Consider the following 25,661-nt stretch of genomic DNA (forward strand, 5'->3'; position numbering starts at 1 on the left):
TTGTAAAAGAGAAAAGTACAGGTTTTATAGAAAAACAATGAGTTTCACTTATTAGCATTTTTAAGAAATGAAAGGCAGTAGGTGAATATATTAATGAGAGCTCCTGTTTGAAAAACAGGAGTTTTTTGTGTGAATGGAGTATTGACTTTAACGTATACGTCAAAGTTTATAGTGAAGATAAATAAGGCGTGAGGAGGAAACGATGGATAAGTATAGCATTGGTGAAATTTCAAAAGAAACGAATGTAACGACGAGAACACTTAGATATTATGAGGAAATTGGATTATTAAAACCGTCGTACGTTGCTGAGTCAGGATATCGTTACTATTCAAAAGATGATGTAATTACATTGCAACAAATAACAACGTTTAAAAAGCTTGGTTTTAAGCTTTCGGAAATAAAAAAAGTGTTAAAAGAGGAAAAGGGGAATTCAGAAGAAAGATGGAAAAGTGCAATTCAAAATGAAATTCAAACAATACAAGCGGAAGTAAAAAGATTACAGGACTTAGAAAAACTATTATATACAGCATTTCATTCCATTGAATTAACTGGAGAGCTTAAAACAGAAGATTTAATGTTATTCATAAAATCAGTACAGGGAATTGAGCAGAGAGAAAATTTCCGACAAAAATATTTTACGGAGGAAGAACAGAAGGTTATAGAGGATTTACCAACACTTGAAGAAAATGATGAAAGAACGAAAGGATGGTTACAAGTATTAAGAGAAATTCGTCAGCGTATAAATGAACCAGTAGATTCACCGGAAATTCAAAAATTAGCGGAAAGGGTAGTGGCTTTTTCAATGCACGCATTTCATGAAGATGAACAATTAATAAATAAGTATTGGGATTTAATTAAACCTGAAGAGGGAGAGATTGCCAGAGTATACGGACTTGATTTAGAAACGATGAATTATATAGAAAAGATGATGGATTGTTATTTAAAAAAGGAGGAGGGGAAATGACTGGCACGGGAAAAGAGAAGCTATATGGAATTAAGCATGCGCGGATGGAGAGGCAAAATTTTTTTATAAGCATCTGGGGATTTTCATTTTTGCACAACTTCTATTTATTTTTATAGTAGGGCTTGTACCAGCTCAAGAGTTGCCAAGCGGTTCCTATTTCCTTCATATGAAAGAGTGGATTTTAAATAAACAAATTGGATTTTATAAAAATGAAACGATTAATACGATTACAAGTGTCTGGACATCAGTGCTTATTATTCATTTTATATGGGCGATGTCTTACATTCTTTTTCCGAAAAAGAAGCGTAATTCTTCGAAACAAGAAACAAGAGAAGAAATAAAAGAAGAAGTGAAAGAGAAAAAGGAGATTAGCATAAATAGGGCGTGGATGTATTTAGTATTTGGGGGCTTAATTGAAATATATTGGGCGACAGGATTAAAAACAAATTCAATGAGTATTTTGACACTCATTGCAATTTTAGTGAGCTTTCAACTACTAATTGAAGCAACTAAAAAAATTCCAATTGGTACGGCATATGCAGTATTTACTGGAATTGGTACAGTTGGAACGATATTGGTAGATATTTTATATTTCAAAGAACCATTTTCGCTCATCAAAATTTTCCTCGTTTGCTTATTGGCACTATTTATTATCGGATTGAAATTTAGTGGGAATAAGGAAGAGGTGAAATAGAGTGGCATGGATCTATTTAATTATAGCTGGGCTCTTTGAAATTGTCGGTGTAATTGGGATAAAGAAAGTAGCAAAAAATAATAGTTGGACGAATAATATTATTTTAATAGGTGGTTTTATTATTAGTTTTCAATTTTTAACGATGGCGCTTCAAGAAATTCAGTTATCGATCGCATATGCAGTTTGGACTGGAATCGGAACGCTCGGGGCAGCAGTTGCCGGTATTTTATTTTTTCAAGAACCTAAAAACGCTTTTCGGATTATTTGTATCGTTGGGATTATGGGGACGATTATTGTATTGAAAGTAGTGAGTTAAAGAAGAGCACATAAGCTCTTCTTTTTTATGGAAGTATGTCAGAAATCCCAACGAAGAAAGTGATTATCCCAACTATAAAACAAAAGATAGCTTTCGATTTTTGTTTTTGTTGTATTTCAGCAACTCCCGAAAGAATAAATGTGATGCTTAAAAGGATAAATACATAAGAGGAAAGAATAGAAATTTGTGCAAAAAGACTAAAAAAAGCAAGAATAAAAGCAATAGCAGATAGTAAGATTCGAAGGTTTGTTAGCACAGTATCCTCCAATTTATTAACTGTTTAAAAAATCCAAATTAGTGAGAGGTAATGGTCAGTAGGTGATTGGAAATTACATGTTATCTTTAGTGAAAGTAGTTCGATATTACAATGAAGAGCATAAGACTAGAAACGAAAAAATGCGAGATACCCATTGATTTTCTTCCGGATTTCAGTTCATTAATTCCTAGAAGAATAAAGAAACAACTGAGAGCAAATTGCATGTATGGGAGAAGTGTGAAGTTGTCGGTAGCAAGAGAATAAGTGCAAAGAGAGAGTGTGAGAAGCATGAAAAAATAGCGTAATCCAGTTAGCATTGTATACCTCCTTTAAAGAGACTATTTATCGAAATATTTCTGAGAAGCCAAGAAATAAAGCACCAGCTCCTGCTAACAGAGCAAGTATACTACCACCTTTTTGCTGTTTTAAGATTTCCTCTATACTAATAACGAAAGCCATCATCCCTAAAAAGATGAACATATAAGGCATAATTTCTCTATTACTAGTAAAGAAACTATAGATTGCTATACATAAAGCAATAAGTGAAAAAGTAATTCGCAATCCTTTTAGCATACATGTATCCCCTTTATTTTATATAGCTAATGATAAGAACAATCCAAATGAAAGCACCGGCAACAATACAAATGAATCCTGTTCCTGAATCCTTCTTTTTTATTTGTTCCATTGCAATGAGGAACATGAGAGCTCCTAATAAAAATTGTGAAAGTGGTAGAAAGTTATTTTGACCTGTATAGAGCCCGATTATCGACATTATGATCACAGTGAGTGCGATTGCAATGCGAAGTACACGAAGCATATTATGAATCCTCCTTATTATTTTTTGTATAAGGATTATCTTCTGGTTTATCAACGGAATGTTTGTATGCATAGCCTTTATTAATCGTCATGACGGAGAGTACTAGTATGACTAGGACGATTATGATACCGATAATTAATATTTTGAACATGAAATCCCTCCTTTTCTTTATTTTACATAATTTTGTAATTAATGAAAACAATAGAAACTAAAAGGATGAAAGAAGGGTGTTACATGGAGAAGAAAAAAACATATTATATATCAATAGGTAATGGTCAAATTTCACAAGTGAAGACGGCAGATACGTACAATTTTGAAGTTTACGCAAATGATGAGGAAATTACGGAGTTAAGAGCGTACTTTGATCAAGCATATGTAGAGGATTTAGGTTCATTTGTACGGTCTCACGTTCCATTTGTTGAATATCATCACGATTCAAATAATGATCGATATGATGAACAACTACAAAAAGCATATAAAATGATTTACGAATTAGGAAATCATGAGACGAAAGAATTAGTCGCACAAATGGGAATAATCAATGGATTGTAATTGGATAATATTATGCAGAAAAGCGAGAATATGCTACAATTTGTGGTAGGAAAAACTTGTAACCATCAATAGGGGAGTAATGGCATGTACAAATTTAAAGATTATTACCACAACACTGTACAATTATCGTTTGAACGTTATCCATTTTCTCCTGAGCCAAAGCATGTTTGGGTTGTATGCCGGTACGGGGATCAATGGTTATTAACGCATCATTTACGTCGCGGTCTTGAATTTCCAGGTGGTAAAGTAGAACTAGGGGAAACACCGGAAGAAGCGGCGGTTCGAGAAGTTCATGAAGAAACCGGCGGCATAGTTTCGGATTTAACTTACTTAGGACAATATAAAGTATCTGGAAAAGACAAAATAATCATTAAAAACATTTATTTTGCAACAATTAGTGCGGTAGAAGAACATACGCATTACGAAGAAACGAAAGGGTCTGTTTTATTAAAAGACATTCCTGATAACATTAAAACTGATAGAAAATTTAGCTTTATTATGCGCGACGATGTATTAGCGCGTACGATGAAACATATAGAAGAAATCGGCTGTTTTACGAAGTAAAATGGCCGGTTTCTTTTTTTGTTCGAGAATGTAAATATATCTTTACATAATTTTGGGTATATTATACAATTTTGTAAAGATGTATTTACATTTTAGGAGGAGAAGATGGATAAAAGAAAAGAAACGACTGTTACTGTTTCGATGGTTAAATTAAATATCTATTCATTTTTTATAATATTAGCTCTAGCGATTGGAATTAGTTTTTTACATGCGCTTTTTTCAGGCGGGTTTCAAGTTGAAATTACATTGCCCGTTATGTTTCTTTTAATTATTGGAATGATTGTTCTCGTTTGTATACATGAAGCGATACATTTAATAGGATTTCGCTATATCGGAGGTGTTCCGTGGAGTGAACTAACATGGGGTGTCAATTGGAAATTAGGTGTAGCATACGCTCATTCTAAAAAAGAAATTACAGTAAAGCAAATGAAGAAAGTTTTAATGTTGCCATTTTTACCGACTGGAATTTTACCAATTGCAATTGGATTAGCGATGAATGTTCAAGCGATCTCATTTTTAGGGGTTCTACTAACAGCAGGTTGTATTGGTGACATTGCTCTGTATCAAAAAGTTTCAAAGTTTCCAGATGATGCACTAGTAAAAGATCATCCGAGTAAACCGCAGTTTACAGTTTATGAACAATAAAGGAAGAGGAGGCGTTTTTAAATAACGGCCTCCTCTTTTTGGCGGTAAATCGCTTATATAATTTATTTACTATTATCTTGTTTTTATCTCTACCTCTAAAAATGAAAGAACATCTAATAAATCATCTATCACACGTGAATGCTCGAAGTCACCCCAAAATAAATCTCTCTTCCAAACGCCAAGAATTCCTACTTGTTCAGAACCGAGCGCGTCGTTTTCTGGATGATCTCCAACGTAAAGACATTCTTCGGCTTTTACATTCAGCTTTTGTAAAGCACGTTCGAAAATTTCAGGATGAGGTTTTTTGATTCCTTCCGCTTCTGAAACGAGAATTGTATTTGTATACGTATGTATGTTTAATGCTCGAAGGTTGCTCATTTGAAATTCAGTAAAGCCGTTTGTAATTATACCAATTTTAATGTTTCGCTGTTTTAATTGTTGAAGTAGTTCATGCATGTTTGGGAAAGGAATACAATGATGTCGGAAGTTTGTAATGTAGTCGTGCAACAGTTGCTCTGGCGTTAAAGTGGTAATGTTGTATTCGCAAAGGAGAGTGGAATATACCTTATCTTTCCACGTGTAACCATTATTATCGAGCTCGAGAAAACGAGAGCAATACTCGAATTTTTCTATGTTTATCAAATGAAAGGCGAAACGATTATATTGATCACGAATAAATTGCTCTAGAGATTGGCGACGATCTAATAGTGTTCCATCTAAGTCAAATAATACTGCTCGAATCATGGGAAACCTCCATACAGTTTTTATAATTAATTATCGCATATTCGTTAAAAAATGATTATGATATTTTTGTAGAATGGAATAATGGAGGGGCGTATGAAAAAACTGTATGGCAAGTTAGTGTGTTTTATGATTTCAACGGGCTTAGTAGCTGGATGTGATATGTCGGAGCAAACTTCAAAAAGAGAGAAAAAAGATGTGTGCAAAACGACAGAAGAATGTGCACAAATAGGTGATAAGACGCTTCAAAAAGTATATAAAAAAATAGATGGACTTTCAGAACTTGAAGTACTAGAGGATTATGTTTTAGAAGGAAATTCAAGTAATGATATGAAAGAAGCGGAAATGAAAAAAGAGGATGATGAAAATTATTTCTTTTTAGCTTCTTATTATATTGATGGTGATGAAATTGTAGATCCGTATTTCGATAAACTAGATCGGAAACGATTGAATAAGGCGTTCGCAGAAGATAAAGAAGCGAAAGAAGAGATACTAAAACAACGTCAAGATAAAGCGTATCATCAATCATTATGGGAGATGTATAGCACTCTTATTCCAGCTAAGTATCGCACTGACATAAAAGAGTTTGACATGGTAACAGATGGTTACGATGGAATTGTCGCCCACGTTATGCCGAATGTAGAGTATCCGAAGGAGTGGACCCTTAGTTTAGATACGCTTGATTCTGCAGTAAATATTGATCAAGTGATGAAAACATTAATACATGAGACAGCACACGTATTAACACTCGGGCATAAACAAATATCAGTAAATGAAAAATACTTAAAGGCTTTTGAAGAAGAAAAAGATATTTCATCATACCAAAATAAATGTAAATCTCTTTTCTTGCAAGAAGGATGTGCGAAGGAGAGCTCTTATATAAATCAATTCCACAATTTGTTCTGGAAACCAATTGAGCAGGAGTGGACAGAAAAGAAAGTGGAAGAAAGCGAAGAAGCTCAAATTGAATTTTTTAAAGAGAAACAAAATGAGTTTGTTTCTCTTTACGGGACGACAAATGTAGCAGAAGACATTGCAGATACATTTACAGCGTTTATTTTACAAGATTCAAAAAAGGTGAAAGAAGGAACGGAGTTAAAATATAAAAAAATTGCGTTTTTCTATCAGTTCCCTGAGCTTGTAAAAATGAGAGCGGAAGTGTTAGCTGGATTATATGATGTTTCGAAAACGATAGAGTAACCAATTGGACATGAATGTGAGCTATGTATCCGATATATTTTAGCCAAGAGAAAACGTGAAGAATTTTAGTTCTTTACGTTTTTTATGTTGAAAAAGTTGAAAATTCTGTCTTTTTTTAAAAAAGAAGAAGGAACTAGTGCTATAAAAGAGAATTAGTATAAAAATGTCACAATTTAGACACAATTATAATGCGCGTGTTGTAGGGACTATAAGTTTACTCTCGAGGAGGTAATGAAACGTATGAAAACGATTCTTGCTGTTGCTGGTCTCATTTGGGTAATGTCTCACGGTTTTCCGATTTTTGAAGGGGAGCAAATTCGTAGTGCACTAAATAAAAAGTTCAACGATTATCATGTAATAGATCGAAAAGATAATGTCGTTACAGTACGTGTGAAAGACTGTTTCCATACAGTTACGGTTGCCGATGGAAATGTTACAAATGAAACAAAAATGTGTGATAAAAGGTAAAAGAAAGAAGCTGACTCTAGCATATCGTTTTGAGTCAGCTTCTTTTTCGTTTTCCGATTAGAAGTTTTTCAAATGCTTCTACAAATACATACATCAGTGTTGCGAGAACACATGTGAGTAGCACACTCAGTAAGACGAGTGTGAAGTTAAAGACTTGGAATCCATAGCTAATTAAGTAGCCAAGCCCTTGTTTAGAAACGAGAAGCTCACCGAAAATAACACCGACCCATGATAATCCAACGTTCACTTTTAGCGTTGAAATAATTGCAGGGAACGATGAGGGGAGTATAACTTGCTTATAGCATTGCCATTTATTTGCGCCAAATGTGTCCATTACTTTTATATAGTTAGAATCGACTTCTTGAAATGCGCTGTAAATAACGAGAATGGTAATGATGATGGAAATGATTACGCCCATTGCAATAGACGATGAAATATTAGGACCGAAGATTACAATGATAATAGGCCCGAGTGCGACTTTGGGCATTGCATTTAGGACGACGAGATATGGATCAAGAACGCGAGCTAAAAGTGGTATCCACCAAAGGAACGTGGCAATAATAGCGCCGAGTACTGTTCCAAGAATGAAGCCTACTCCTGTTTCAAGTAGTGTCGTCCATATGTGAATCCAAAGCGAACCATCAATCCACTTGCTAAGAAAGAGATCCCAAATACTCGACGGAGAGCTAAAGAGTAAAGGATCAATCCATTCGTTTTTGCTAGCTATTTCCCATAATGCAAAGAAAAGAATGAGCAATAAAAGTTGTAGCGAGCGAGCAATCCATGCACGCCTGCGTTCTTTCTTTCGAAATTGTTCATGTAGCTGTTTTATATTATCCAAGGCGCTCCAGCTCCTTCCATATGTCTTGGAAAAGGGCTGGGAAGTCGTAGTGATGGCGCGATTCTAACGGTGATAAGGAGCGAATACTTTCTGGGACGACGAACGTTTTTGCAATTTTCCCAGGATTCGCTTGTAGTAAATAAATACGATCACTCATCGCAATTGCTTCTTCAATATCATGTGTCACGAGTAAAGATGTTTTTTTAAAGTTACGTAATAATGTGAAGACGAGATCCTCTAGTTTTAACTTTGTTTGATAATCGAGAGCGGAGAATGGTTCATCTAACAATAAAATTTTTGGATCAGTCGCTAATGTTCGAACGAGTGCAGCGCGTTGACGCATACCACCGGATAATTCACGAGGATATTGCTGTTCTACATCATGCAAACCGACTTGTTTTAAAAGCTTTAAAGTATGTTCTTTCGTTCGTTCATCATAAATCTTTCGAATATGAAGTCCAAGCATAATATTTTCTTCAATTGTTTTCCACGGAAACAAGTAATCTTGCTGGAGCATATAACCCATAGATGGACTTTTTGTTGTAATTGGTTCACCATCTAAAAATACGATGCCTTCAATTGGATCAAGTAGACCGGCGATAATCGAGAGAAGCGTTGTTTTCCCGCAACCACTTGGACCGAGTATAGAAATAAATTCTCCTTCTTCCACTTGTAAACTCATATCTTCGAGAATCAGTTTGGCATTCTCTTTTGCGAAAAAGCAGTGAGAAACGTTACGTATTTGTAAAAAACTCATACACTTCGCCTCTATTTCTTAATAACGCTTTCGGCAATTTTCGTATTGACGAGCGCTTCATGTGGGACTTCTTTTTGTAATTCACCAGCGTCTTTCATAATAGTTTGGAGCTGTTTCCATTCTTCCGCATCTAATAGCGGATTTGTCGCATAAGAATGTTGCTTTTTATAACGTTCAATTACTTTTACTGTAATGTCTTTTGAAGTGTCTTTAAATAACGGAGAAACGGCATTAGCGATCTCTTCGGGACTATGTGTATCAACCCATTGCTGCGCTTTATAGAGCGCACGTGTGAACTTTTCAGCAGCAGTTTTATCTTTCTTTAAGAAACTTTCTCTTGCCATGAACGATGTATAAGGAACAGTACCAGATTCATTTCCGAACGAAGCGACGATATAACCTTTACCTTCTTTTTCGAATATACTTGCAGTCGGTTCAAAGAGCTGTACAAATTCTCCCGTACCAGATGCGTAGGCATTTGCAATATTAGCAAACTCGATGTTTTGAATTAAGTTCGTATCTATGTGAGGATCAATGCCATTTTTCTTTAAAACGTATTCTCCAACCATTTGCGGCATGCCGCCTTTACGCTGACCTAAAAACGTAACACCTTTTACGTCATTCCAATTAAAAGAATCTAGCTTTTTACGTGAAACTAAAAATGTCCCATCTGTTTGTGTAAGCTGTGCGAAGTTAATAACAGGGTCTTTTGCTCCTTGTTGATGAACGTAAATAGACGTTTCAGAACCGACAAGAGCAATATCAATTCCACCAGATAATAGGGCGGTCATCGTCTTATCTCCGCCAGCTGTTGTTTGTAGGTCAATATTTAGTCCTTCATCTTTAAAAAAACCTTTTTCAATCCCAACATATAACGGTGCATAGAAAAGAGAATGGGTAACTTCGCCGACGCGAATGTTTTGAGTTTGATCTTTTGGCCCTTCTTTTTTACTACTACAAGCAGCAAAAGTGAAAACAGTTAGTAACATGATGCAAAAAACAGCTATTAATTTTTTCACTATATAACACCTCCTAGAAGTCACTCTACAAGCATGATATGTAGGTAAGTGCCCATATGTGAGTATAGATAGCAGGAATTTTTTGAGTGATAAAGAAGTACAAATATAAGGGGTGATAAAATGAAGTACGAATATGATGATAGCGTACATTTACATCTTGATTATTTCGGAACAGAATGTGATATGGAATCGATTGCTTATAAGAGGAAGAATGAAGACGTATGGGATGTGTATTTTAATTTTGGAGTATACGGTATTCAGCAAGAGGATGTAGAGTTAGGAAGGTTTATGGACGAATATGCTGGTTATTACGTTTTTTCTGTACATGCTCGTGATTTAAGCTGGGAATTTGGAAGTGCTCAGTTTGAGGAGTGGGTTTTGAAGAACCATATCGTCGAAAAAGCGCTACAAAAATAGGAAGGAATTTCGTGATTGGATTTCTCATTTTAGTATTCATTTTTGTAGTCGGTTTTTACATCATGCAACTGCTCATTTATCAATTTACCCAGAAAAATATTCATAAGTATAAAAAATGAAATGGGTTCATATGTGGCTACATATGCATATGGAAAAGGGTCCGAGACTAGATTTTTTTGATTTTGTATTTATAGTAGATATTTCAACACGTTCTTAAAGGCATCATGATTTGTCCTCTTAGTTTGTAAGGGATAAAGAAATAGAAATCAAAATCAAAATCCGAAGCAAAACCTACAAGTTTGATCAGGTTTTGCTTCGGATTTTAATTTGCATAATAAATAGATTATATCTCCTAAAATAATAGTAAATTTTAACTTTTTTTGAGGGTAGAATCCTTTTGTAATATAGTTTGTATATGCAGTATTTTTGTGCTTTTTAGAATCTATTTTGTTGTAAAAAGTACGAAAAAATGTTATTTTTTAAGGGGTATTTAAGGTTATATATATATAATAAAAATAGATATAAAGATCATAAGTATAATGTTTTTTACTGATGCGGGGTGAAATAGAGAGAAGAAAACAAGAAGAGAAAAGAGGGAAATAAGTTGAGTTTGGATTTTGTAGTTCAGCAACAAAGAAGAAATGAATTTCGTTATAATTTTTCTGTTCAGCAAGAAAGAAAGAGCCCATTACTTTCTTTCATTATTAGCGGAATATGGACTGTTTTTTTAGAAACGTTGTTTGTTATTACATTAGGCTATTTCGAATTAGAGAAGACGAAGTTATTTTTTAATGAAGGAATCACGTTAAGTATAATTACTATAATTTTATGGAGCATACTATTTTTTATTAATTATTTGAATAAAGGGATAATCAATAAACTTAGACCAGCTATAAGAGTTCATATTTTATTGCTGCCAATAGCTCATTTAATAGTTTTTATTTATATATTCATACAAGAATATATGAATTTTTTGCTTGTGAATAACTGGATTTATTTGCAGTATACACAGTGCCTATTCAGCGTTTTACTCATTTATATGGTGTATATTTTAGTTTACAATTCAATTGGGAAAATTTTACTAAGTGTAATGTTAACTAGTTGTTCTTTTATTATTTTAGGGATTGTTAATTACTTCAAGAGTATGTTCAGAGGAGAGCCGCTATATCCATCTGACTTTACACAAATAGGGCATATGCAGTCAGTTATACCAATGGTTATGGATTATTTTAGTTTGAAAAATATATTAATAGGAATCATTAGTATAGTTGTATTTGCATTTGTTGTTTTTACTATTCGAAAGCATATTAAATCTATAAAAATCCATATCGGTATGCGAATTGTTTTAATATGTACATCTCTGTTTATGGTATATGCGTTTAGTAATTACCCTAATACATTTGTGAATAAGTTATTTGTAAAGGGTGGGGTATATTTCCCTTTATGGAATCAAAATATGAACTATGGTCAAAATGGCTTGGTTTTAGGATTTTTAAGTAACTTAGATACGACAGTTATTCAGGAACCAGAAAAATATTCAAAGGAAAATATGCTTCAAATTGCGAATGACATAAAGAAACAATATGGTGTTAATGTGAGTGAACAAAAAAAAGCTGAGAAACCGAATATTATATTTCTGATGAGCGAGGCTTTTTGGGACCCTACAAAACTAACGAATCTTTCATTTAGCGAAGATCCAGTCCCGAATCTACATCATTATATTGAGAATTTTCCAGGTGGACAAACAATAGCTCCTACATTTGGGGGGAATACAGCGAATACCGAATTTGAAGCGCTAACGAGTTATTCAATGAGTTTGTTAATGCCCGGTTCTATACCGTATCAACAAGCTGTTACAGGTCAGAAAGAAATCCCATCTATTGCAAGTGAATTGAAAAAACAAGGATACTATGCAAGTGCAATTCATGCTTTTGATCGTTCATTTTACAAACGAGATACTGTATATAATGTATTTGGATTTGATAACTTTAATGCAGAAGATACGATGAAGCATAAAGAATTAGCTGGGGACAATGTTAGTGATTTGTCTATGAGTAAAGAAATAATAGATGAATTGAATAAGAGAAAACAGCCTACATTTATTCATGCGGTAACGATGCAAAATCATTTTCCGTATAATCCGGGACGATTTGAAGAAAATCAAATAGAAGTTAATGGATTAACAGAAGATGCATCGAAGGCAGAATTAGAAATATATACGGAAGGTGTAAGGCGCTCCGATGAAGCTTTAAAATATTTAATAGACCAGCTTAATGAATTAGAAAGACCTACTTTATTAGTCTTTTTTGGAGATCATTTACCAGTACTAGGGACAAATAAGGCTATTTATAAAGAGGCTGGATATATAGAGAATGAAGAAACTGTAAGTGAAAGATTATCAATGGCAGAAACACCATTGTTAATGTATGCAAATTTTGATATACCAAATGACAACTTAGGTTTAGTAAGTCCAATGTATTTCTCAAATCTTGTTTTTGATTACGCAGGATTAAATAAATCACCATTTTATCAATTTTTATCGGGATTATATAAAGAAATCCCAGTGCTTAGAGATGAATTAAAAGTTGATAAAAATGGCGAAGAGATTAAAGACTTAACAAAGAAACAAAAAGAAATGTTAGAGCAATATAAAATGATTCAATATGATTTACTTGCTGGAAAGCAGTATAGTAAAGATATACTCTTTAAATAGGGGAAACAAAAAAGGACTTGTATAGGATACAAGTCCTTTTTTCATAGTATTTAACGGGGGAACCAGACAAGCTGGGTTTAGGGAGTATTACTTGTACATTTAGTATAAACAAAACTGTAATCGTTTTATTGATTGATTTGTGAGAAATGTGTGAATTTTATTTTGTAAAAACTTCATTCACTTCAACAAATAACCTATAGGGCATATACTTTCACTTTCTTTGAAAAATAAATTATATTAACGGAAAAATAAGTTGTAATGATATTCGATGGGATAAATTAAAAAAGGAGATGAGAAGATAACGAAATGTATCATTCGTATCGTAGTTATTCTTACTTACGAATGGGCCGGTTTAATTGGATAAACAAAAAAGATAGTTAATAAAAAAGAATTTGCTGTACGGAAACTATGAATTTAAAAATTTTATAAGTTCTGCATTTAATTCATCTGCTTGGTCGATTGGAGAGCCGTGACCACTATTTGTAAGAGCATGTAGTTGAGCATTTTTAATCCGTTTTTGCGTGAGTTCAGCACTTTTGTATGGGATCAGTTGGTCGTGAACGCCGTGGAATATTTTTGTTGGAACGTTAATTTTACTTAAGTCTTTCGTTACGTCTTCGTTTGCAGCTGCTTGCAAAATTTTGATGAGAGCATAGGAAGCGGACTGCATACCGAGATAAGAAAACCATTCAAGGGTTGCAGCTCCTAAGTTTCTATTGAAAAATGATAAAGATACATCACTTAAAAATTTTGGTAAATTTACATACATTTGATGAATGAGGGTATCTGCTTGTTCTTTTGGTACACCGTAAGGGGACTCTTGATTTTTCACGAAAGAAGGAGAGACGGCATCAATTAATGCGAGCTTAGAAATACGACGCCCATTGTAGCGAGACATATAGCGAATAGAAAGAGCACCGCCGACTGAAAAACCGACTAACGTAGCATTTTCTACTTGGAGTGCTTCCAGAACAATTGCAATATCATCAGCTAATCGGTCATACGTGTAACCAGTCCATGGCTTATCAGATTGCCCATTTCCGCGTATATCCATGGCGATGCAGCGAAAGCCGTGCTCCGGTAAAACATTGAGTTGATATTGATACATTTGATGATTTAAAGGCCAGCCATGGACGAAAAAAACAGTTTTACTACCGGGACCGGGATTAACGTCTTGCACAAAAATATGAACATCTTTCTCGACCGTAACAAACATGAAGTATCCCCCTTATATGTGTTAGTATGCTCTATCCCAAATTAACGAATGAACGCCGAGCTTTGGCTTCCAGTGGAATTTTACGAATCGCGACTTTCCATTTTTATTAACGAAACGAAATGTATGAACGCCAAATCCTTGCATCATTCGAAAACTTCTTGGAATTGTACGGTCGGACATAATCCACATCATCATTGCAGCGGATTCTTGATTATTGGCGATGAAGTCCCAAAAAGTATCATGTGCTGTTTGGCCCTGTGGAATTTCATTATGTGGCTCTGGTTTAAGGGCGTGAATAAGATCAGGAAATTTAATACCATCTTGAATGAAGAAAATTGGTATGTTATTTCCTACTAAGTCGAAATTCCCTTCTTCTGTATAAAATTTAACAGCGAATCCTCTAACATCTCGATTCGTTTCATTGGCTCCTTTTGATCCCGCTACTTCAGAAAAACGAACGAAAAGTGGTGTTGTTTTTGAAGGGTTTTGTAGAAAGTGTGCCATTGTTAGCTCTTCTAAAGATTCATATAACTCAAAAATGCCATGTGCTCCGAATCCTCGTGCATGAACGACTCTTTCAGGAATTCGTTCACGATCAAAATGAGAAAGTTTTTCTCGCATAAGAAAATCTTCGAGAAGGGTAGGGCCACGATCACTGGCAGTTAAAGAGTTTTCATCATTTGAAATTTTAACACCTGTATTTGTTGTCATCTCCTTTCCTTCATTTTCGCGTGTAAAGGATTGGAGCTGTGCTGTCTTTTTATTTTTTTGCCGTCCATATAAAACACCTCCCATAATATACGTATTATTGATTGTAGTTTTTATGCTTGCATATAGTCTGAAGATATTACAATGTTGGTATGATTTTCCTCAAATGTTCGATTTATCTTTGTTTGTCTATGAAAATCATTTATTATAATAAATGGTATTCTTCGAGATATTATTTTGAAGGGGTGTTAAAGTGAAAGAAAGTTTTCTATCATATAAAGAAGAAGAAAGGAATGCAAAAATTTTCTTATGGGTGCTATTTGTTACTGTTACTGCCTATCAAATTTTCTATGCAATCGTATTAGAAAATAAATCACTAACGGATAAGGGACATAACATACTATGGCAAGTTATTTGTGGAACAGCAATACTCGGCGTGAATATATATTTAATAAAAAAAGAGAAAGCAAACCTTGTTAAATATACATGTTTATTTGCATACATAGGGATAGAAATGGCGAATGTACTTTCGTATATTCTTTATAATAAGGCGGCATTTGATGGGGTAAATATAATAGAAATTATTTTCATTTTCTTTGTACCTATATTTTTAAATAAAAAGTATTTTGTGTTTTTACTTGCTACGATTATAGGGAAATATGTGATTTATTTATTTGTATTAGAGGAAGTAAAAGCGTTTATGTTTCTTATTATGTATACACTTTTATTAATAGCTGCATACATCATTTTAAATCGATTTGTACAATATCTTTCAGCTGTAAAGGAAAGTATTAAGATTGCTAGTGAATCACAAAAATTAGCAGTGATCGGAAAAATGGCAGCGACAGTCGGGCATGAAATTAAAAATCCACTTGCTTCGTTAAAAGGATTTACACAATTACAGCGAGAGAAGCATGAAGATGATCCTATTTATAAACGAATGATCTTTGAAATAGAAAATATGAATAATATGATAAGTGAGTTAATGGAAGTTGCTACATGTAAACCTTCTATTTATGAGAAACATGATGTAGGAAAAATTGTATTACAAGCAGTAAAAACTCTTCGCGAAAAAATGAATGAATCAAATGTTCAACTTATTTCTAATGTGGAAGAAAAAACAGTGGAAGTTGAATGTGATGAACGAAAAATAAGAGGAGTTTTTTTATATGTCATAAATAATGCTCTGGAGGCAATGGAGCAAGGTGGCATTTTAGATTTGCGATTAGAAAATAAAGGGAAAGATTATGTGATGATAAGTATAATCGATAGTGGTTACGGTATTAAGAAGGAAAATTTAGCCCGTGTGACAGAGGCTTTTTATACAACGAAACAAGATAAAATTGGTCTAGGACTTACGGTAGCGGATCGAATTGTTGCCGAGCATCTTGGTGAATTATGCATTGTAAGTGAAAGAGATATTGGAACAAGAATAGACATCATTCTTCCAATGAAGTTTGGAAATTATGAAATCCAAGTGGAAGAAAAGCTAGGAGTTACCATATGAATAAAGGCTATATATTTAAAAATGAAGAAATAAAGGCACTCAAAGTATTTTTAAGCTTATTTTTTATTATATTTTTTGTATATGATCTTGCCTATGAATTTATCGTACCTCTAATAGGGGGAGAACAAGAAGGAGTAGGAAAATTCGAAGATGGTTTAGGTTTATGGCTCTATTTTTGGATGGTGATATTGTTTTGCATCGGCATATATTTTATGAAATGGAAGAATCCATTTGCGGTAAAGTATATCATTTTAATTGGCTATAATATATTAGATTTTATCCATAATATTATGATTTATTCTGGTAGTGATGCTGAGTTTGATGGTGGAAATATAGTAGAAGGATTTTTCATTTTATTTGCACCAATCTTCGTGAGTAAAAAATATTTTTGGTTAGTTATAGGGATAATTGTTGGAAGGTACGCTCTTATTGGAATCATTATTCAATCTTCTCTCGTTTTAATCCCAATGGCATTATGTAGCGTATTCTCCATTATATGTTGGATTATATTTTTGAGATTCCAGTCTTACATTCGTACGATTGAGATGATGGATAAAGAAATAAAACAAACAGAAAAGCTAGCAACTGTTGGAAAAATGGCAACAGTTATTGGCTATAAGATTAGAAGACCTTTAGCAACTTTAAAAAAACTTGTGAATAAACAAGCAAACAAGCATCCCGAGGATAAGATTTATAGCGATATTATGAAGCAAGAGGTAGAACGAATTCATACAATTACTACAGAACTTAGTGGGTTTGAGAAATCTAAATCGCTAGAATCAGAAACTCATAACATACAAGAAATTATCGCTTATGTTATTCGGGTTATGGGTAAGCCTGCTTTAGAACAAGGGGTGCACATACAAGGTATTTACAGTAAAGACATACCGTCAATTACATGCGACGAAAAACGATTAAAACAAGTATTTTTTAATTTAATCAAAAATGGGATTGAAGCAATGTCAGTTGGTGGGACGATTACGATTAAAGTTACCGTAGAAGATGGAATCGTCGTTCAGGTGAAAGATGAGGGGTGCGGCATTCCAAAAGATAAAATTCCAAAGTTAAATGAAGCTTTTTACACAACGAAAGAAACGGGCACAGGTTTAGGGTTAGTAGTTACAGAAAAAATTATTAAAGACCACAACGGTAAAATGAGCTTTGAAAGTGAAGTTGGAGTTGGAACGACGGTAAAGGTAATGTTGCCGATGTAATGATAAAATATTCGAAAAAGGGAGATTACTTACTTGAGAGCGATCTCCTTTTTTATTCTGTAAAAAATAAATTGGTGTGTGTACCCATCTTCACTAATTAAAGCGTCCTTTTATAACCACCATTTCTCCTGCGGAATTAAAGTAATATCCAAACGAAAGTTCTCTTTAAACCAATCATATATCAATGTCTCTTTCACTAAGTATTCAGAGGCAGAGTGCGACACACCGATGAGTGACATATTCGTTGTTTTTACATAATCCATAATGAGCGAGTATTTATGTCTACCGTAATCATTGTCGATATGGCAATGGATTTCTCCTGCAATATATGCTTCAGCACCTTTTTCTTCTGCTTCGTTCATTAAAGATACGACATCGCCACATCCAGCGATAATTGCAATTTTTTTAATGGAATCGTGTTGTTTACCTTCGAAGTCTGTGTAAGGAATGTGGAAGAGTTTTTTTAGACGTTTTTGGAGTGCTTCTGTTGATGTTTCATCTATTTCACAAATGAGACCGACTGGCTCGCTTTCTGGACCACCGTAAGCAAATCCGTCAATTACACTGGCTTGGAGTGCTTTTGCGATTGAAATGCTTGTTCCATACGTTTGATGAAAATCCATTGGTCCGTGACATGTATATATAGAAAGTTGTTTTTCTTTTATCGCCTGCAAATATTTTTCTGGAATGGGAATAAAACCACGGCCTGATTTTCCAAGCGGATCACCGCACTCCATTACAAGTGGATGATGCATAAAGAGTAAATCACCGGGTGTCGATTGTGAAATGAAAGCTTCAAGAACGTCATCTGTAGGGAATACAGCTAAAAATACTTTGTTTACATTTTCAGCCCCTCGTATCATAAGACCGTTAAATAGCTCTACAAAAGTTGCTTCAAAAAATTGTTGCCATGGAAATTGGATAGAATCATATACAGCAGGGATAAAGCGACTAAAGGCAATGTCTTTACCGTATTTTTCGATTTGGAATATATGATTGAGTGATTGTTCTATTTCTTTTAAAGCTGGCATATTGTGTTATCCTCCTTAAACTAATTCTTACTCTATTAGTTATTTTTATTGTTCATGGCAAAATAAGAAGCGGATAGGAAACAAATAAAACCTAGAATCCAACCAATAGAAGGAGAATAGGGAAGTATATGTTGTAATATCATTCCGCTAGAAATAAAAAAGCTACCTAATAGGCCTAATAAAATAGGATATCGCTTTAGTTGAGACATCAGTGATAGAACCTCCTTTATCACATACATTGTATATTAGTCTTAATTTTCTGTATACAAAGTTTTAGAAAAATAGTGGTACAATATATGAATGATATGAGAAGAGAGGATGAACATTAACAGATGTACGTTACTGTAACAGAAGCAGCATATAAAAAAATTATGGATACGATTCCAAATGAAGCGAAATATATAAAATTATTTTACGATAATGAAGGTTGCGGTTGTGTTATGAGCGGAATCATTGATTTAGTAGCTGTAGCTGAAAAAGATGAGCGTGATGTAGATATTGAATCAAGTACACTTAGCTTTATCGCCGATCGTACAAAGCTTGTATTTATGGATGATAAGTTAACGGTTGATTGGCATGAAGGTGGAGGAACTCTTCAGTTGAAAAGCCCGAGCCAGTTTTATAATCCAAATATGAAGTTACATGTTCGAGTATAATAAAGAAAAGACGGTTCCAATATGTTTTTGGAATCGTCTTTTTTATTGCATAAGGTGTTATTATTGCCGTTTTTTGTTGATAAGTCGATATACTTAAAAAATCGCCGATATAATTTCATGTGTCAAAGTAAAGCTCTTGATACAATAAAAAGATTTTTTCACATAATGAAATGTACACATGATTGAATTTTCTGTATAATTTTCTTTGCGGAGGGGATACGCATGAGAAGATGGGGAATTGAGTTATTAATTTTAAGTGTCGTTATGATTTGGGGTATTAACTATACCATTGCAAAATATGGGCTTGTAGAATTTACAGCAATTGAGTTTACTGCTATTCGGATGATGGCGGCGGCACCGTTACTGTTATTGCTTACATTCTTTATTGAAAAGTCGTTTTATGTGGAGCGAAAAGATATACCAAGATTAATCGTTGTTAGTTTTGTAGGTATTGTACTATATCAAACGTTATTTATGGAAACTGTTAAATATACATCCGCTACAAATGCCTCTTTACTCATTTCTATTTCACCTATTTTTACAACTTTATTTGCGGTTTTTTTGAAACAAGAAAAGTTTTCTTCTCGGAAGTTAATTGGTTCTATGATTGCCTTTGTGGGTGCAGCATTAGTTTTAGTAGCGGGGCATTCACTCGCTAGTTCTTTTTACGGGAATGGAATTGGAATGATTACATCAATATGCTGGGGGCTTTATCCTGTTTTAGCAGGGCCATTAATTAAAAAATATTCAGCACTACGTGTTACTGCATGGTCGGCATTAGTTGGAGCAATTCCGCTTTTATTATTAAGTGGTCCACATGTATTTGTCATGCCGTTTCACATTACAAAAGGGATGACACTATTTGCTTTACTATATTCTATTTTCTTTGTAACAGTATTTGGTTTAGTAATGTGGTATATCGGTGTTCAAAAAATTGGGGCATCCCATACGATGGTATATATGTATATTACACCGATTGTAGCGGTTTTATTTGCAGCTATATGGGCAAATGAATCTATTTCATTACAACAAATGATCGGTGGGATAATCATTTTCTTTGGTCTATGGTTTGTAAAATTGGAGAAAGTAAAAGTTCATACTACCGTACAGGAACCTATATCAAAATAGGAAAGCAGATCACTTATGATCTGCTTTCCTATTTTTTTATTTTTGGTAAGAAGACGAGAAATAAGATAGCAGTAATAAGTGGAATTAAGTTTAAAAATGGAATACGGAAGAGTGTGATAAGAATAATACCTGGAAGGAGAACACCGAGGACAGCGTAGAAAATACTATGATTTTTCGTGTACCAATATAGCGAAAGTCCAATAAGTGCAGGGACAATGAGATGAATGAGAGCCATTAAAAAATAAATCATTAGACGCCCCCTTTATTTGTGTATTTATTACATCATATCCGTATGTTCATAGATTGATATCACTTTTTTCATAAATGGACGAAAAATGTTTGGAAAAACGTCACAAATTATAAGAATATGATGTTCGAAATCTTGTATAATATTATTTTCTGAAAACATTTAAACAACATAAACATTGGGTTTATGTTGTTTTTAATTTGAGTGAAGAGAATTTTAAGTAGTATGAACTCGAAAGAAATGAGTTATACAGCTTTTGTTGGATAGATTAAAACTACTGAAGAGGGGTACAGCATGATTAGTATGTCATTAAGATCGTTTAAAATTCAATCGTATTATTTACTAGGTATTCTGCTATTAGGCTGGATGTTAACGCCGTTTTCAGCGCATTTTCTAGGTGCAGGAATTGGACTTATCGTAAGTATGTATTGTGTTTGGCTTTTAGGGAGACGAATTGAGAAGCTTGGAGATAGCATTGTAAAGAAAACGAAAGCACCGACGCTCGGTATGTTTAACCGTTTTGCCGCTGCTATTTTGGGTGCTATTATTATGTACGAAATTGAGCACCATATGGTGATGTGGGCTTTTGCAGTAGGGATTATGGGCGGTTATTTCTTAATTGTTGTTAATTTAGGCTACTATAGCATGAAAGATGAGAAAGAATTAACGAAGAGATAAAAAGATAAAAGCTGCTTTTTAGATGGGATAGAGGATCCAGCGGTGGATAGAAGCGGTTAGAGACTTTTTTAGCTCCATACAGTGTGAGAACAGAAGGATGTAGTAAGTAGGGAAATAGTTTGTGTGTTTGAATCCGTGATTTGTATGTGTGAAAATGTAAGTATATGAATTGTAGATTGTGGTTGGGAATTTTTTAGATGGAATAGAGAATCCGGCGATGGTTAGAAGCGATTAGAGCCTTTTTTAGCTCCGTACTTGTATAAAAAATAGATAGAAAGAAGCTTACGTAAAAACGTAAGCTTCTTTTTTATGTAAGTGTGTGTAACCGTTAAGCCGCATTGGGTTTTGTCGGTGAGTACGCGAAACTTTACGGTTACACGACACTTATTCATATGAGTAAAGGGTTATTCCAACAGAAAGTTTTAACTTAAGCGATTGGACCGCCTAAGTTAATAATAGCTTCAGAAACGCTGTCGAACTTTTTGAAGTTAGCTTTGAATTCGTTTGCAAGTTCAATTGCTTTTGTTTTGTAAGCAGCTGTATCAGCCCAAGTTTGTTCAGGCATTAATACTTCGTCAGGTACACCTGGTACGTGAAGAGGTACTTCAAGACCGAAGATGTCATGTTTAGCAGTTTCAGCTTTTGCAAGTTCACCGCTTAGTGCTGCTTGAATCATTGCGCGAGTGTAACCTAAGTTCATACGCTTACCAACACCGTATTCGCCACCAGTCCAGCCAGTGTTTACTAAGAATACTTTCGCATCGTGTTTCTCAATTTTTTCACCAAGCATTTCAGCATAGCGAGATGCATCAAGTGGTAAGAATGGTGAACCGAAGCAAGTTGAGAATGTAGCTTGCGGAGATGTAACGCCGCGCTCTGTTCCTGCTAGTTTACTAGTGTAACCACTTAAGAAATGGTACATAGCTTGTTCTTTTGATAACTTACTGATTGGAGGCAATACGCCAGATGCATCAGCAGTTAAGAAAATGATTGTATTTGGATGTCCTGCAACACTTGGCAACACGATATTGTCAATCGCATGCATAGGGTAGGCAGCACGTGTATTTTCTGTTAAAGTAGTATCGTTATAGTCAGCGATGCGTGTTTGATCATTAATGACAACGTTTTCTAAAACAGATCCAAATTTGATTGCATCAAAGATTTGTGGTTCTTTCTCATGAGAAAGGTTTACACATTTCGCATAGCAACCGCCTTCAATATTGAATACACCGTTATCAGACCAACCATGCTCATCATCACCGATTAATTTACGGTTTGGATCAGCAGATAAAGTTGTTTTACCTGTTCCAGATAAACCGAAGAATAGTGCTACGTCACCTTCTTCACCTACGTTTGCAGAGCAATGCATAGAAAGAATATCTTGTTCAGGTAGTAAGAAGTTCATAATAGAGAAGATTGATTTTTTCATTTCTCCAGCGTATTCTGTACCACCAATTAGTACGATACGTTTTTCGAATGAAACCATGATGAATGCTTCAGAGTTTGTACCGTCAATTACTGGATCTGCTTTAAAGTTCGGTGCAGAAACAATTGTAAACTCTGATTCATGAGTTGTTAATTCTTCTTCAGTTGGACGAATAAATAATTGATGTACAAATAGATTGTGCCATGCATATTCGTTAATAACTTGAATTGGTAGGCGATAGTTGCGATCAGCGCCTGCAAATCCTTTGAAGACGAATAACTCTTCTTTTTCTTTTAAGTATTCTAAAACTTTAGTATATAATTTATTAAAATGTTCTTCAGAAATCGGTTGGTTCACAGCTCCCCAAGCAATTTTGTCAGCAACCGATGCTTCTTTCACAATAAATTTATCTTTAGGAGAACGTCCTGTGTATTTTCCTGTTGAAGCAGAAACTGCACCAGTAGAAGTTAATTTCCCTTCATTTCGCATTAATACTTTTTCCACTAATTGCGGAACACTTAGTTGAATCTGTGCATTGCTTCCGTTCAATAATTCATGTAAACCGATTTGGACATTCACAGTACTCATATTTATATACCATCCTTTTCATTTAATGAAATATTTCTCGTAATCCCCATCAAGAGTATAACACAATTATATAAATAATGTATACTATTTATTTATTTTTGTTTGTGTGAATGTATTATTTCCTTATTAATATTTCATTCCAGGCGTATTGAGAAAAACTTTCAGGAAAATGTGAATATTAATTGACAAATGAATATCATTTCTTTAGTATAGGTTGGGACGGATACTCTCTTATCCCGAGCTGGCGGAGGGACAGGCCCGATGAAGCCCAGCAACCTCACTTGTAGTGGTAAATACATGTGAATAGGTGCTAAAACCTGTGCGAGGCTAATGGTCTCGAACGATAAGAGCAAAGGGCAAAAAGCAGTATGCAAGTAGCAAATTAAACCTTTCCTCTATGTTAAGTAGGAAAGGTTTTTCTGTATGCTTGTGTGGGAGAATAAATGTATGTCGCAGTTTGTGGCAAATTAAGGATGAGTTCCGTACAATATATACAATTACTGTAGGGAGGTTTACCACATGACAAAAAAACGTCATCTGTTCACATCTGAGTCTGTAACTGAAGGACATCCAGATAAAATTTGTGACCAAATTTCTGATTCAATTTTAGATGCGATCTTATCAAAAGACGCAAATGCACGTGTAGCTTGTGAAACAACTGTAACAACTGGTTTAGTATTGGTAGCGGGGGAAATTACGACTTCTACTTACGTAGACATTCCAAAAATCGTTCGTGAAACAATTCAAGGCATTGGTTACACACGCGCAAAATACGGATTCGATGCAGAAACTTGTGCAGTTTTAACATCTATCGATGAGCAATCTGCTGACATCGCTATGGGTGTTGACCAAGCGCTAGAAGCACGCGAAGGTCAAATGACTGACGCTGAGATTGAGGCAATTGGTGCAGGAGACCAAGGTTTAATGTTTGGTTTTGCATGTAATGAAACACAAGAATTAATGCCACTTCCAATCTCGCTTGCTCACAAATTAGCTCGCCGTTTAACTGAAGTACGTAAAGATGACACATTATCATACTTACGTCCGGATGGAAAAACGCAAGTTACAATTGAGTATGATGAAAATGGTAAACCTGTACGTGTAGATACAATTGTAATTTCTACACAGCATCATCCAGATGTTACATGGGAAGAAATCGATCGCGATTTAAAAGAGCATGTAATTAAAGCTGTAGTTCCAGCAGAATTAATGGATGGAGAAACGAAATTCTTCATTAACCCAACTGGCCGCTTTGTAATTGGTGGACCACAAGGTGATGCTGGTTTAACAGGACGTAAAATCATCGTTGATACTTACGGTGGATACGCTCGCCACGGTGGCGGTGCATTCTCTGGTAAAGATGCAACGAAAGTTGACCGTTCTGCAGCATATGCAGCTCGTTATGTTGCGAAAAATATCGTAGCAGCTGGCCTTGCTGACAAAGCAGAAGTACAACTTGCATACGCAATTGGCGTAGCACAACCAGTATCAATTTCAGTTGATACATTTGGCACTGGTAAAGTATCTGAAGACGTACTAGTAGAACTAGTTCGTAACAACTTCGATCTTCGTCCAGCTGGTATTATTAAAATGCTAGACTTGCGTCGCCCAATTTACAAACAAACAGCAGCTTACGGTCACTTTGGACGTACTGATGTAGATCTTTCATGGGAACGTACAGACAAAGCAGCTACTTTAAAAGAGCAAGCTGGTCTATAATATATGAAAAAAAGCTTTGCGCAGTGAGCGCAAAGCTTTTTTTATTTCGTTTTACTTACAATTTGAATACATGATTTACAATACACTTCTCCGTCTAGCTCAATATATTTTTTCATATTAGTCATACCACTTGCTGGAAATGGCATATGAATCCGTGATTTTTCATATGTTTGTATTTCTTTTTCACATGATTTACAAATGGTCCGTTTCTTATGTAACATATGCAATCAACCTTTCATTTGACGTGCTTTACCCGCGCAAAAGGCACTGCTTAGTAAAAATAGCGTTGCGAATATAATACTTACTAATGTGGCGTATGGAATTGCTCCTTTTAGAGAAAAACCGACAGTGATGGAAGCAACGAATAAGAGGATGAATGTTGTTGCTAATTTTTTGTATAGTTCCATAATAGGTAGACCTCCGATTTATTTGGTAGTGCAATTTTAAAAACTGAATTCTACTACGTAGAAAATATAAGAAAAGTTAAAGGTTAGCTAATGATGTGAAGTCTAGGGGGATAAGAAAGAATGTTTTTCATTTTCCTTTTTGTGGATTACTATACTTATATTGTATCATGAT

The 25,661-nt window shown here is 34.6% G+C and carries 30 protein-coding genes, 2 pseudogenes and 1 riboswitch; of the genes and pseudogenes, 17 read left to right on the forward strand and 15 right to left on the reverse strand.

The window, feature by feature from the left end:
- The first annotated feature begins 202 nt into the window (after positions 1–202).
- The 3 genes from JDS81_RS20525 to JDS81_RS20535 all read left to right on the forward strand — a co-directional run bounded on the left by JDS81_RS20525 (position 203) and on the right by JDS81_RS20535 (position 1,974).
- Entirely contained in the window at positions 203–964 is a 762-nt protein-coding gene (locus tag JDS81_RS20525; RefSeq protein ID WP_097953538.1) for a MerR family transcriptional regulator, read from the forward strand.
- Positions 965–1,130: 166 nt separating this feature from the next.
- Positions 1,131–1,658 (forward strand): DMT family transporter, encoded by a 528-nt coding sequence (locus JDS81_RS20530; protein WP_242481375.1) that lies wholly within the window; start codon positions 1,131–1,133, stop codon positions 1,656–1,658.
- Between the two features lies 1 nt (position 1,659).
- On the forward strand, positions 1,660–1,974 hold the full coding sequence (locus JDS81_RS20535) for a DMT family transporter (protein WP_097953537.1): 315 nt from the start codon (positions 1,660–1,662) through the stop codon (positions 1,972–1,974).
- Positions 1,975–1,999: 25 nt separating this feature from the next.
- On the opposite strand, the gene JDS81_RS20540 is transcribed toward JDS81_RS20535, so the two are convergent.
- The 4 genes from JDS81_RS20540 to ytzI form a co-directional block, all read right to left on the reverse strand.
- Entirely contained in the window at positions 2,000–2,230 is a 231-nt protein-coding gene (locus JDS81_RS20540) for a DUF3953 domain-containing protein (protein ID WP_000957182.1), read from the reverse strand.
- A 342-nt stretch (positions 2,231–2,572) separates the two neighbouring features.
- Positions 2,573–2,803 carry a DUF3953 domain-containing protein gene (locus tag JDS81_RS20545; protein WP_000911975.1) on the reverse strand — a complete coding sequence of 77 codons (231 nt, stop codon included), beginning with the start codon at positions 2,801–2,803 and terminating at the stop codon, positions 2,573–2,575.
- A gap of 13 nt (positions 2,804–2,816) precedes the next feature.
- Complete coding sequence (locus tag JDS81_RS20550) at positions 2,817–3,047, reverse strand: DUF3953 domain-containing protein (RefSeq protein WP_000946673.1); 231 nt, start codon at positions 3,045–3,047, stop codon at positions 2,817–2,819.
- Position 3,048: 1 nt separating this feature from the next.
- Complete coding sequence (gene ytzI / locus JDS81_RS20555; protein ID WP_000472801.1) at positions 3,049–3,198, reverse strand: YtzI protein; 150 nt, start codon at positions 3,196–3,198, stop codon at positions 3,049–3,051.
- Positions 3,199–3,281: 83 nt separating this feature from the next.
- Between ytzI and JDS81_RS20560 the strand changes: the two genes are divergently transcribed.
- From JDS81_RS20560 to JDS81_RS20570, 3 genes are all read left to right on the forward strand, one after another.
- Positions 3,282–3,599, forward strand: coding sequence for a hypothetical protein (locus JDS81_RS20560; protein ID WP_000412304.1), 318 nt, complete (start codon positions 3,282–3,284; stop codon positions 3,597–3,599).
- Positions 3,600–3,683: 84 nt separating this feature from the next.
- A complete protein-coding gene (gene mutTA / locus JDS81_RS20565; RefSeq protein WP_000276384.1) occupies positions 3,684–4,163 on the forward strand; it encodes an antimutator 8-oxo-(dGTP/GTP)ase in 480 nt (159 codons plus the stop codon).
- Between the two features lie 105 nt (positions 4,164–4,268).
- Positions 4,269–4,808: a DUF3267 domain-containing protein gene (locus JDS81_RS20570; RefSeq protein WP_000361299.1), complete on the forward strand. Its 540-nt coding sequence runs from the start codon at positions 4,269–4,271 to the stop codon at positions 4,806–4,808.
- Between the two features lie 72 nt (positions 4,809–4,880).
- Here the strand turns inward: JDS81_RS20570 and JDS81_RS20575 are convergent, their stop codons facing one another.
- Positions 4,881–5,552: an HAD family hydrolase gene (locus JDS81_RS20575; protein ID WP_000617323.1), complete on the reverse strand. Its 672-nt coding sequence runs from the start codon at positions 5,550–5,552 to the stop codon at positions 4,881–4,883.
- A 93-nt stretch (positions 5,553–5,645) separates the two neighbouring features.
- On the opposite strand from JDS81_RS20575, the gene JDS81_RS20580 reads away from it, so the two are divergent.
- Entirely contained in the window at positions 5,646–6,749 is a 1,104-nt protein-coding gene (locus tag JDS81_RS20580; RefSeq protein WP_087970516.1) for a hypothetical protein, read from the forward strand.
- Positions 6,750–6,989: 240 nt separating this feature from the next.
- Positions 6,990–7,217 (forward strand): hypothetical protein, encoded by a 228-nt coding sequence (locus JDS81_RS20585; protein WP_000849116.1) that lies wholly within the window; start codon positions 6,990–6,992, stop codon positions 7,215–7,217.
- Between the two features lie 34 nt (positions 7,218–7,251).
- Here JDS81_RS20585 and JDS81_RS20590 read toward each other — a convergent pair whose 3' ends face one another.
- The 3 genes from JDS81_RS20590 to JDS81_RS20600 are packed head-to-tail and all read right to left on the reverse strand — an operon-like array spanning position 7,252 to position 9,834.
- Positions 7,252–8,058, reverse strand: coding sequence for an ABC transporter permease (locus tag JDS81_RS20590; RefSeq protein ID WP_000368773.1), 807 nt, complete (start codon positions 8,056–8,058; stop codon positions 7,252–7,254).
- A complete protein-coding gene (locus tag JDS81_RS20595; RefSeq protein WP_000009038.1) occupies positions 8,051–8,815 on the reverse strand; it encodes an ABC transporter ATP-binding protein in 765 nt (254 codons plus the stop codon). The genes JDS81_RS20590 and JDS81_RS20595 overlap by 8 nt, the downstream gene beginning before the upstream one ends.
- A gap of 11 nt (positions 8,816–8,826) precedes the next feature.
- On the reverse strand, positions 8,827–9,834 hold the full coding sequence (locus JDS81_RS20600) for an ABC transporter substrate-binding protein (protein ID WP_141499516.1): 1,008 nt from the start codon (positions 9,832–9,834) through the stop codon (positions 8,827–8,829).
- Positions 9,835–9,954: 120 nt separating this feature from the next.
- On the opposite strand from JDS81_RS20600, the gene JDS81_RS20605 reads away from it, so the two are divergent.
- From JDS81_RS20605 to JDS81_RS20615, 3 genes and pseudogenes are all read left to right on the forward strand, one after another.
- Positions 9,955–10,251: a DUF3986 family protein gene (locus JDS81_RS20605; RefSeq protein WP_097953535.1), complete on the forward strand. Its 297-nt coding sequence runs from the start codon at positions 9,955–9,957 to the stop codon at positions 10,249–10,251.
- An 11-nt stretch (positions 10,252–10,262) separates the two neighbouring features.
- Positions 10,263–10,468 (forward strand): annotated as a pseudogene (locus JDS81_RS30960) (hypothetical protein).
- 387 nt (positions 10,469–10,855) lie between these two features.
- Positions 10,856–12,964, forward strand: coding sequence for an LTA synthase family protein (locus JDS81_RS20615; RefSeq protein ID WP_141499515.1), 2,109 nt, complete (start codon positions 10,856–10,858; stop codon positions 12,962–12,964).
- A 406-nt stretch (positions 12,965–13,370) separates the two neighbouring features.
- Here the strand turns inward: JDS81_RS20615 and JDS81_RS20620 are convergent, their stop codons facing one another.
- On the reverse strand, positions 13,371–14,180 hold the full coding sequence (locus JDS81_RS20620) for an alpha/beta fold hydrolase (protein ID WP_000498281.1): 810 nt from the start codon (positions 14,178–14,180) through the stop codon (positions 13,371–13,373).
- A gap of 27 nt (positions 14,181–14,207) precedes the next feature.
- Positions 14,208–14,975 (reverse strand): annotated as a pseudogene (locus JDS81_RS20625) (catalase); the annotation flags it as partial.
- Between the two features lie 166 nt (positions 14,976–15,141).
- Between JDS81_RS20625 and JDS81_RS20630 the strand changes: the two are divergent.
- Both JDS81_RS20630 and JDS81_RS20635 read left to right on the forward strand, forming a co-directional pair.
- A complete protein-coding gene (locus JDS81_RS20630; RefSeq protein WP_097953534.1) occupies positions 15,142–16,395 on the forward strand; it encodes an ATP-binding protein in 1,254 nt (417 codons plus the stop codon).
- A complete protein-coding gene (locus JDS81_RS20635; protein WP_001032640.1) occupies positions 16,392–17,609 on the forward strand; it encodes an ATP-binding protein in 1,218 nt (405 codons plus the stop codon). The genes JDS81_RS20630 and JDS81_RS20635 overlap by 4 nt, the downstream gene beginning before the upstream one ends.
- Positions 17,610–17,719: 110 nt before the next feature.
- On the opposite strand, the gene JDS81_RS20640 is transcribed toward JDS81_RS20635, so the two are convergent.
- Complete coding sequence (locus tag JDS81_RS20640) at positions 17,720–18,640, reverse strand: Nif3-like dinuclear metal center hexameric protein (RefSeq protein WP_001111097.1); 921 nt, start codon at positions 18,638–18,640, stop codon at positions 17,720–17,722.
- A 332-nt stretch (positions 18,641–18,972) separates the two neighbouring features.
- On the opposite strand from JDS81_RS20640, the gene JDS81_RS20645 reads away from it, so the two are divergent.
- Both JDS81_RS20645 and JDS81_RS20650 read left to right on the forward strand, forming a co-directional pair.
- Positions 18,973–19,296, forward strand: coding sequence for an iron-sulfur cluster biosynthesis family protein (locus JDS81_RS20645; protein ID WP_000289564.1), 324 nt, complete (start codon positions 18,973–18,975; stop codon positions 19,294–19,296).
- Positions 19,297–19,518: 222 nt separating this feature from the next.
- Positions 19,519–20,424, forward strand: coding sequence for a DMT family transporter (locus JDS81_RS20650; RefSeq protein ID WP_097953533.1), 906 nt, complete (start codon positions 19,519–19,521; stop codon positions 20,422–20,424).
- Positions 20,425–20,452: 28 nt separating this feature from the next.
- Here the strand turns inward: JDS81_RS20650 and JDS81_RS20655 are convergent, their stop codons facing one another.
- Positions 20,453–20,674: a hypothetical protein gene (locus tag JDS81_RS20655; RefSeq protein ID WP_000639048.1), complete on the reverse strand. Its 222-nt coding sequence runs from the start codon at positions 20,672–20,674 to the stop codon at positions 20,453–20,455.
- Positions 20,675–20,965: 291 nt separating this feature from the next.
- Here JDS81_RS20655 and JDS81_RS20660 point away from each other — a divergent pair, with 291 nt between their 5' ends.
- On the forward strand, positions 20,966–21,349 hold the full coding sequence (locus JDS81_RS20660) for an ATP synthase subunit I (protein ID WP_000624935.1): 384 nt from the start codon (positions 20,966–20,968) through the stop codon (positions 21,347–21,349).
- Between the two features lie 427 nt (positions 21,350–21,776).
- Here JDS81_RS20660 and pckA read toward each other — a convergent pair whose 3' ends face one another.
- Positions 21,777–23,363 carry a phosphoenolpyruvate carboxykinase (ATP) gene (pckA, locus tag JDS81_RS20665; protein ID WP_097953532.1) on the reverse strand — a complete coding sequence of 529 codons (1,587 nt, stop codon included), beginning with the start codon at positions 23,361–23,363 and terminating at the stop codon, positions 21,777–21,779.
- A gap of 228 nt (positions 23,364–23,591) precedes the next feature.
- Positions 23,592–23,713, forward strand: a riboswitch (SAM riboswitch).
- A 169-nt stretch (positions 23,714–23,882) separates the two neighbouring features.
- Between pckA and metK the strand changes: the two genes are divergently transcribed.
- The gene (gene metK, locus JDS81_RS20670) at positions 23,883–25,082 is read left to right on the forward strand and encodes a methionine adenosyltransferase (RefSeq protein WP_000163114.1); all 1,200 of its coding nucleotides are present in this window, start codon (positions 23,883–23,885) and stop codon (positions 25,080–25,082) included.
- Positions 25,083–25,123: 41 nt separating this feature from the next.
- Here metK and JDS81_RS20675 read toward each other — a convergent pair whose 3' ends face one another.
- A complete protein-coding gene (locus JDS81_RS20675) occupies positions 25,124–25,303 on the reverse strand; it encodes a hypothetical protein (protein WP_000902511.1) in 180 nt (59 codons plus the stop codon).
- Positions 25,304–25,309: 6 nt separating this feature from the next.
- Positions 25,310–25,489: a hypothetical protein gene (locus JDS81_RS20680; RefSeq protein ID WP_097953531.1), complete on the reverse strand. Its 180-nt coding sequence runs from the start codon at positions 25,487–25,489 to the stop codon at positions 25,310–25,312.
- Positions 25,490–25,661 lie beyond the last annotated feature (172 nt).

This window comes from Bacillus cereus group sp. N31, from assembly GCF_016483245.1.
Classification (GTDB): Bacteria; Bacillota; Bacilli; order Bacillales; family Bacillaceae_G; genus Bacillus_A; species Bacillus_A toyonensis.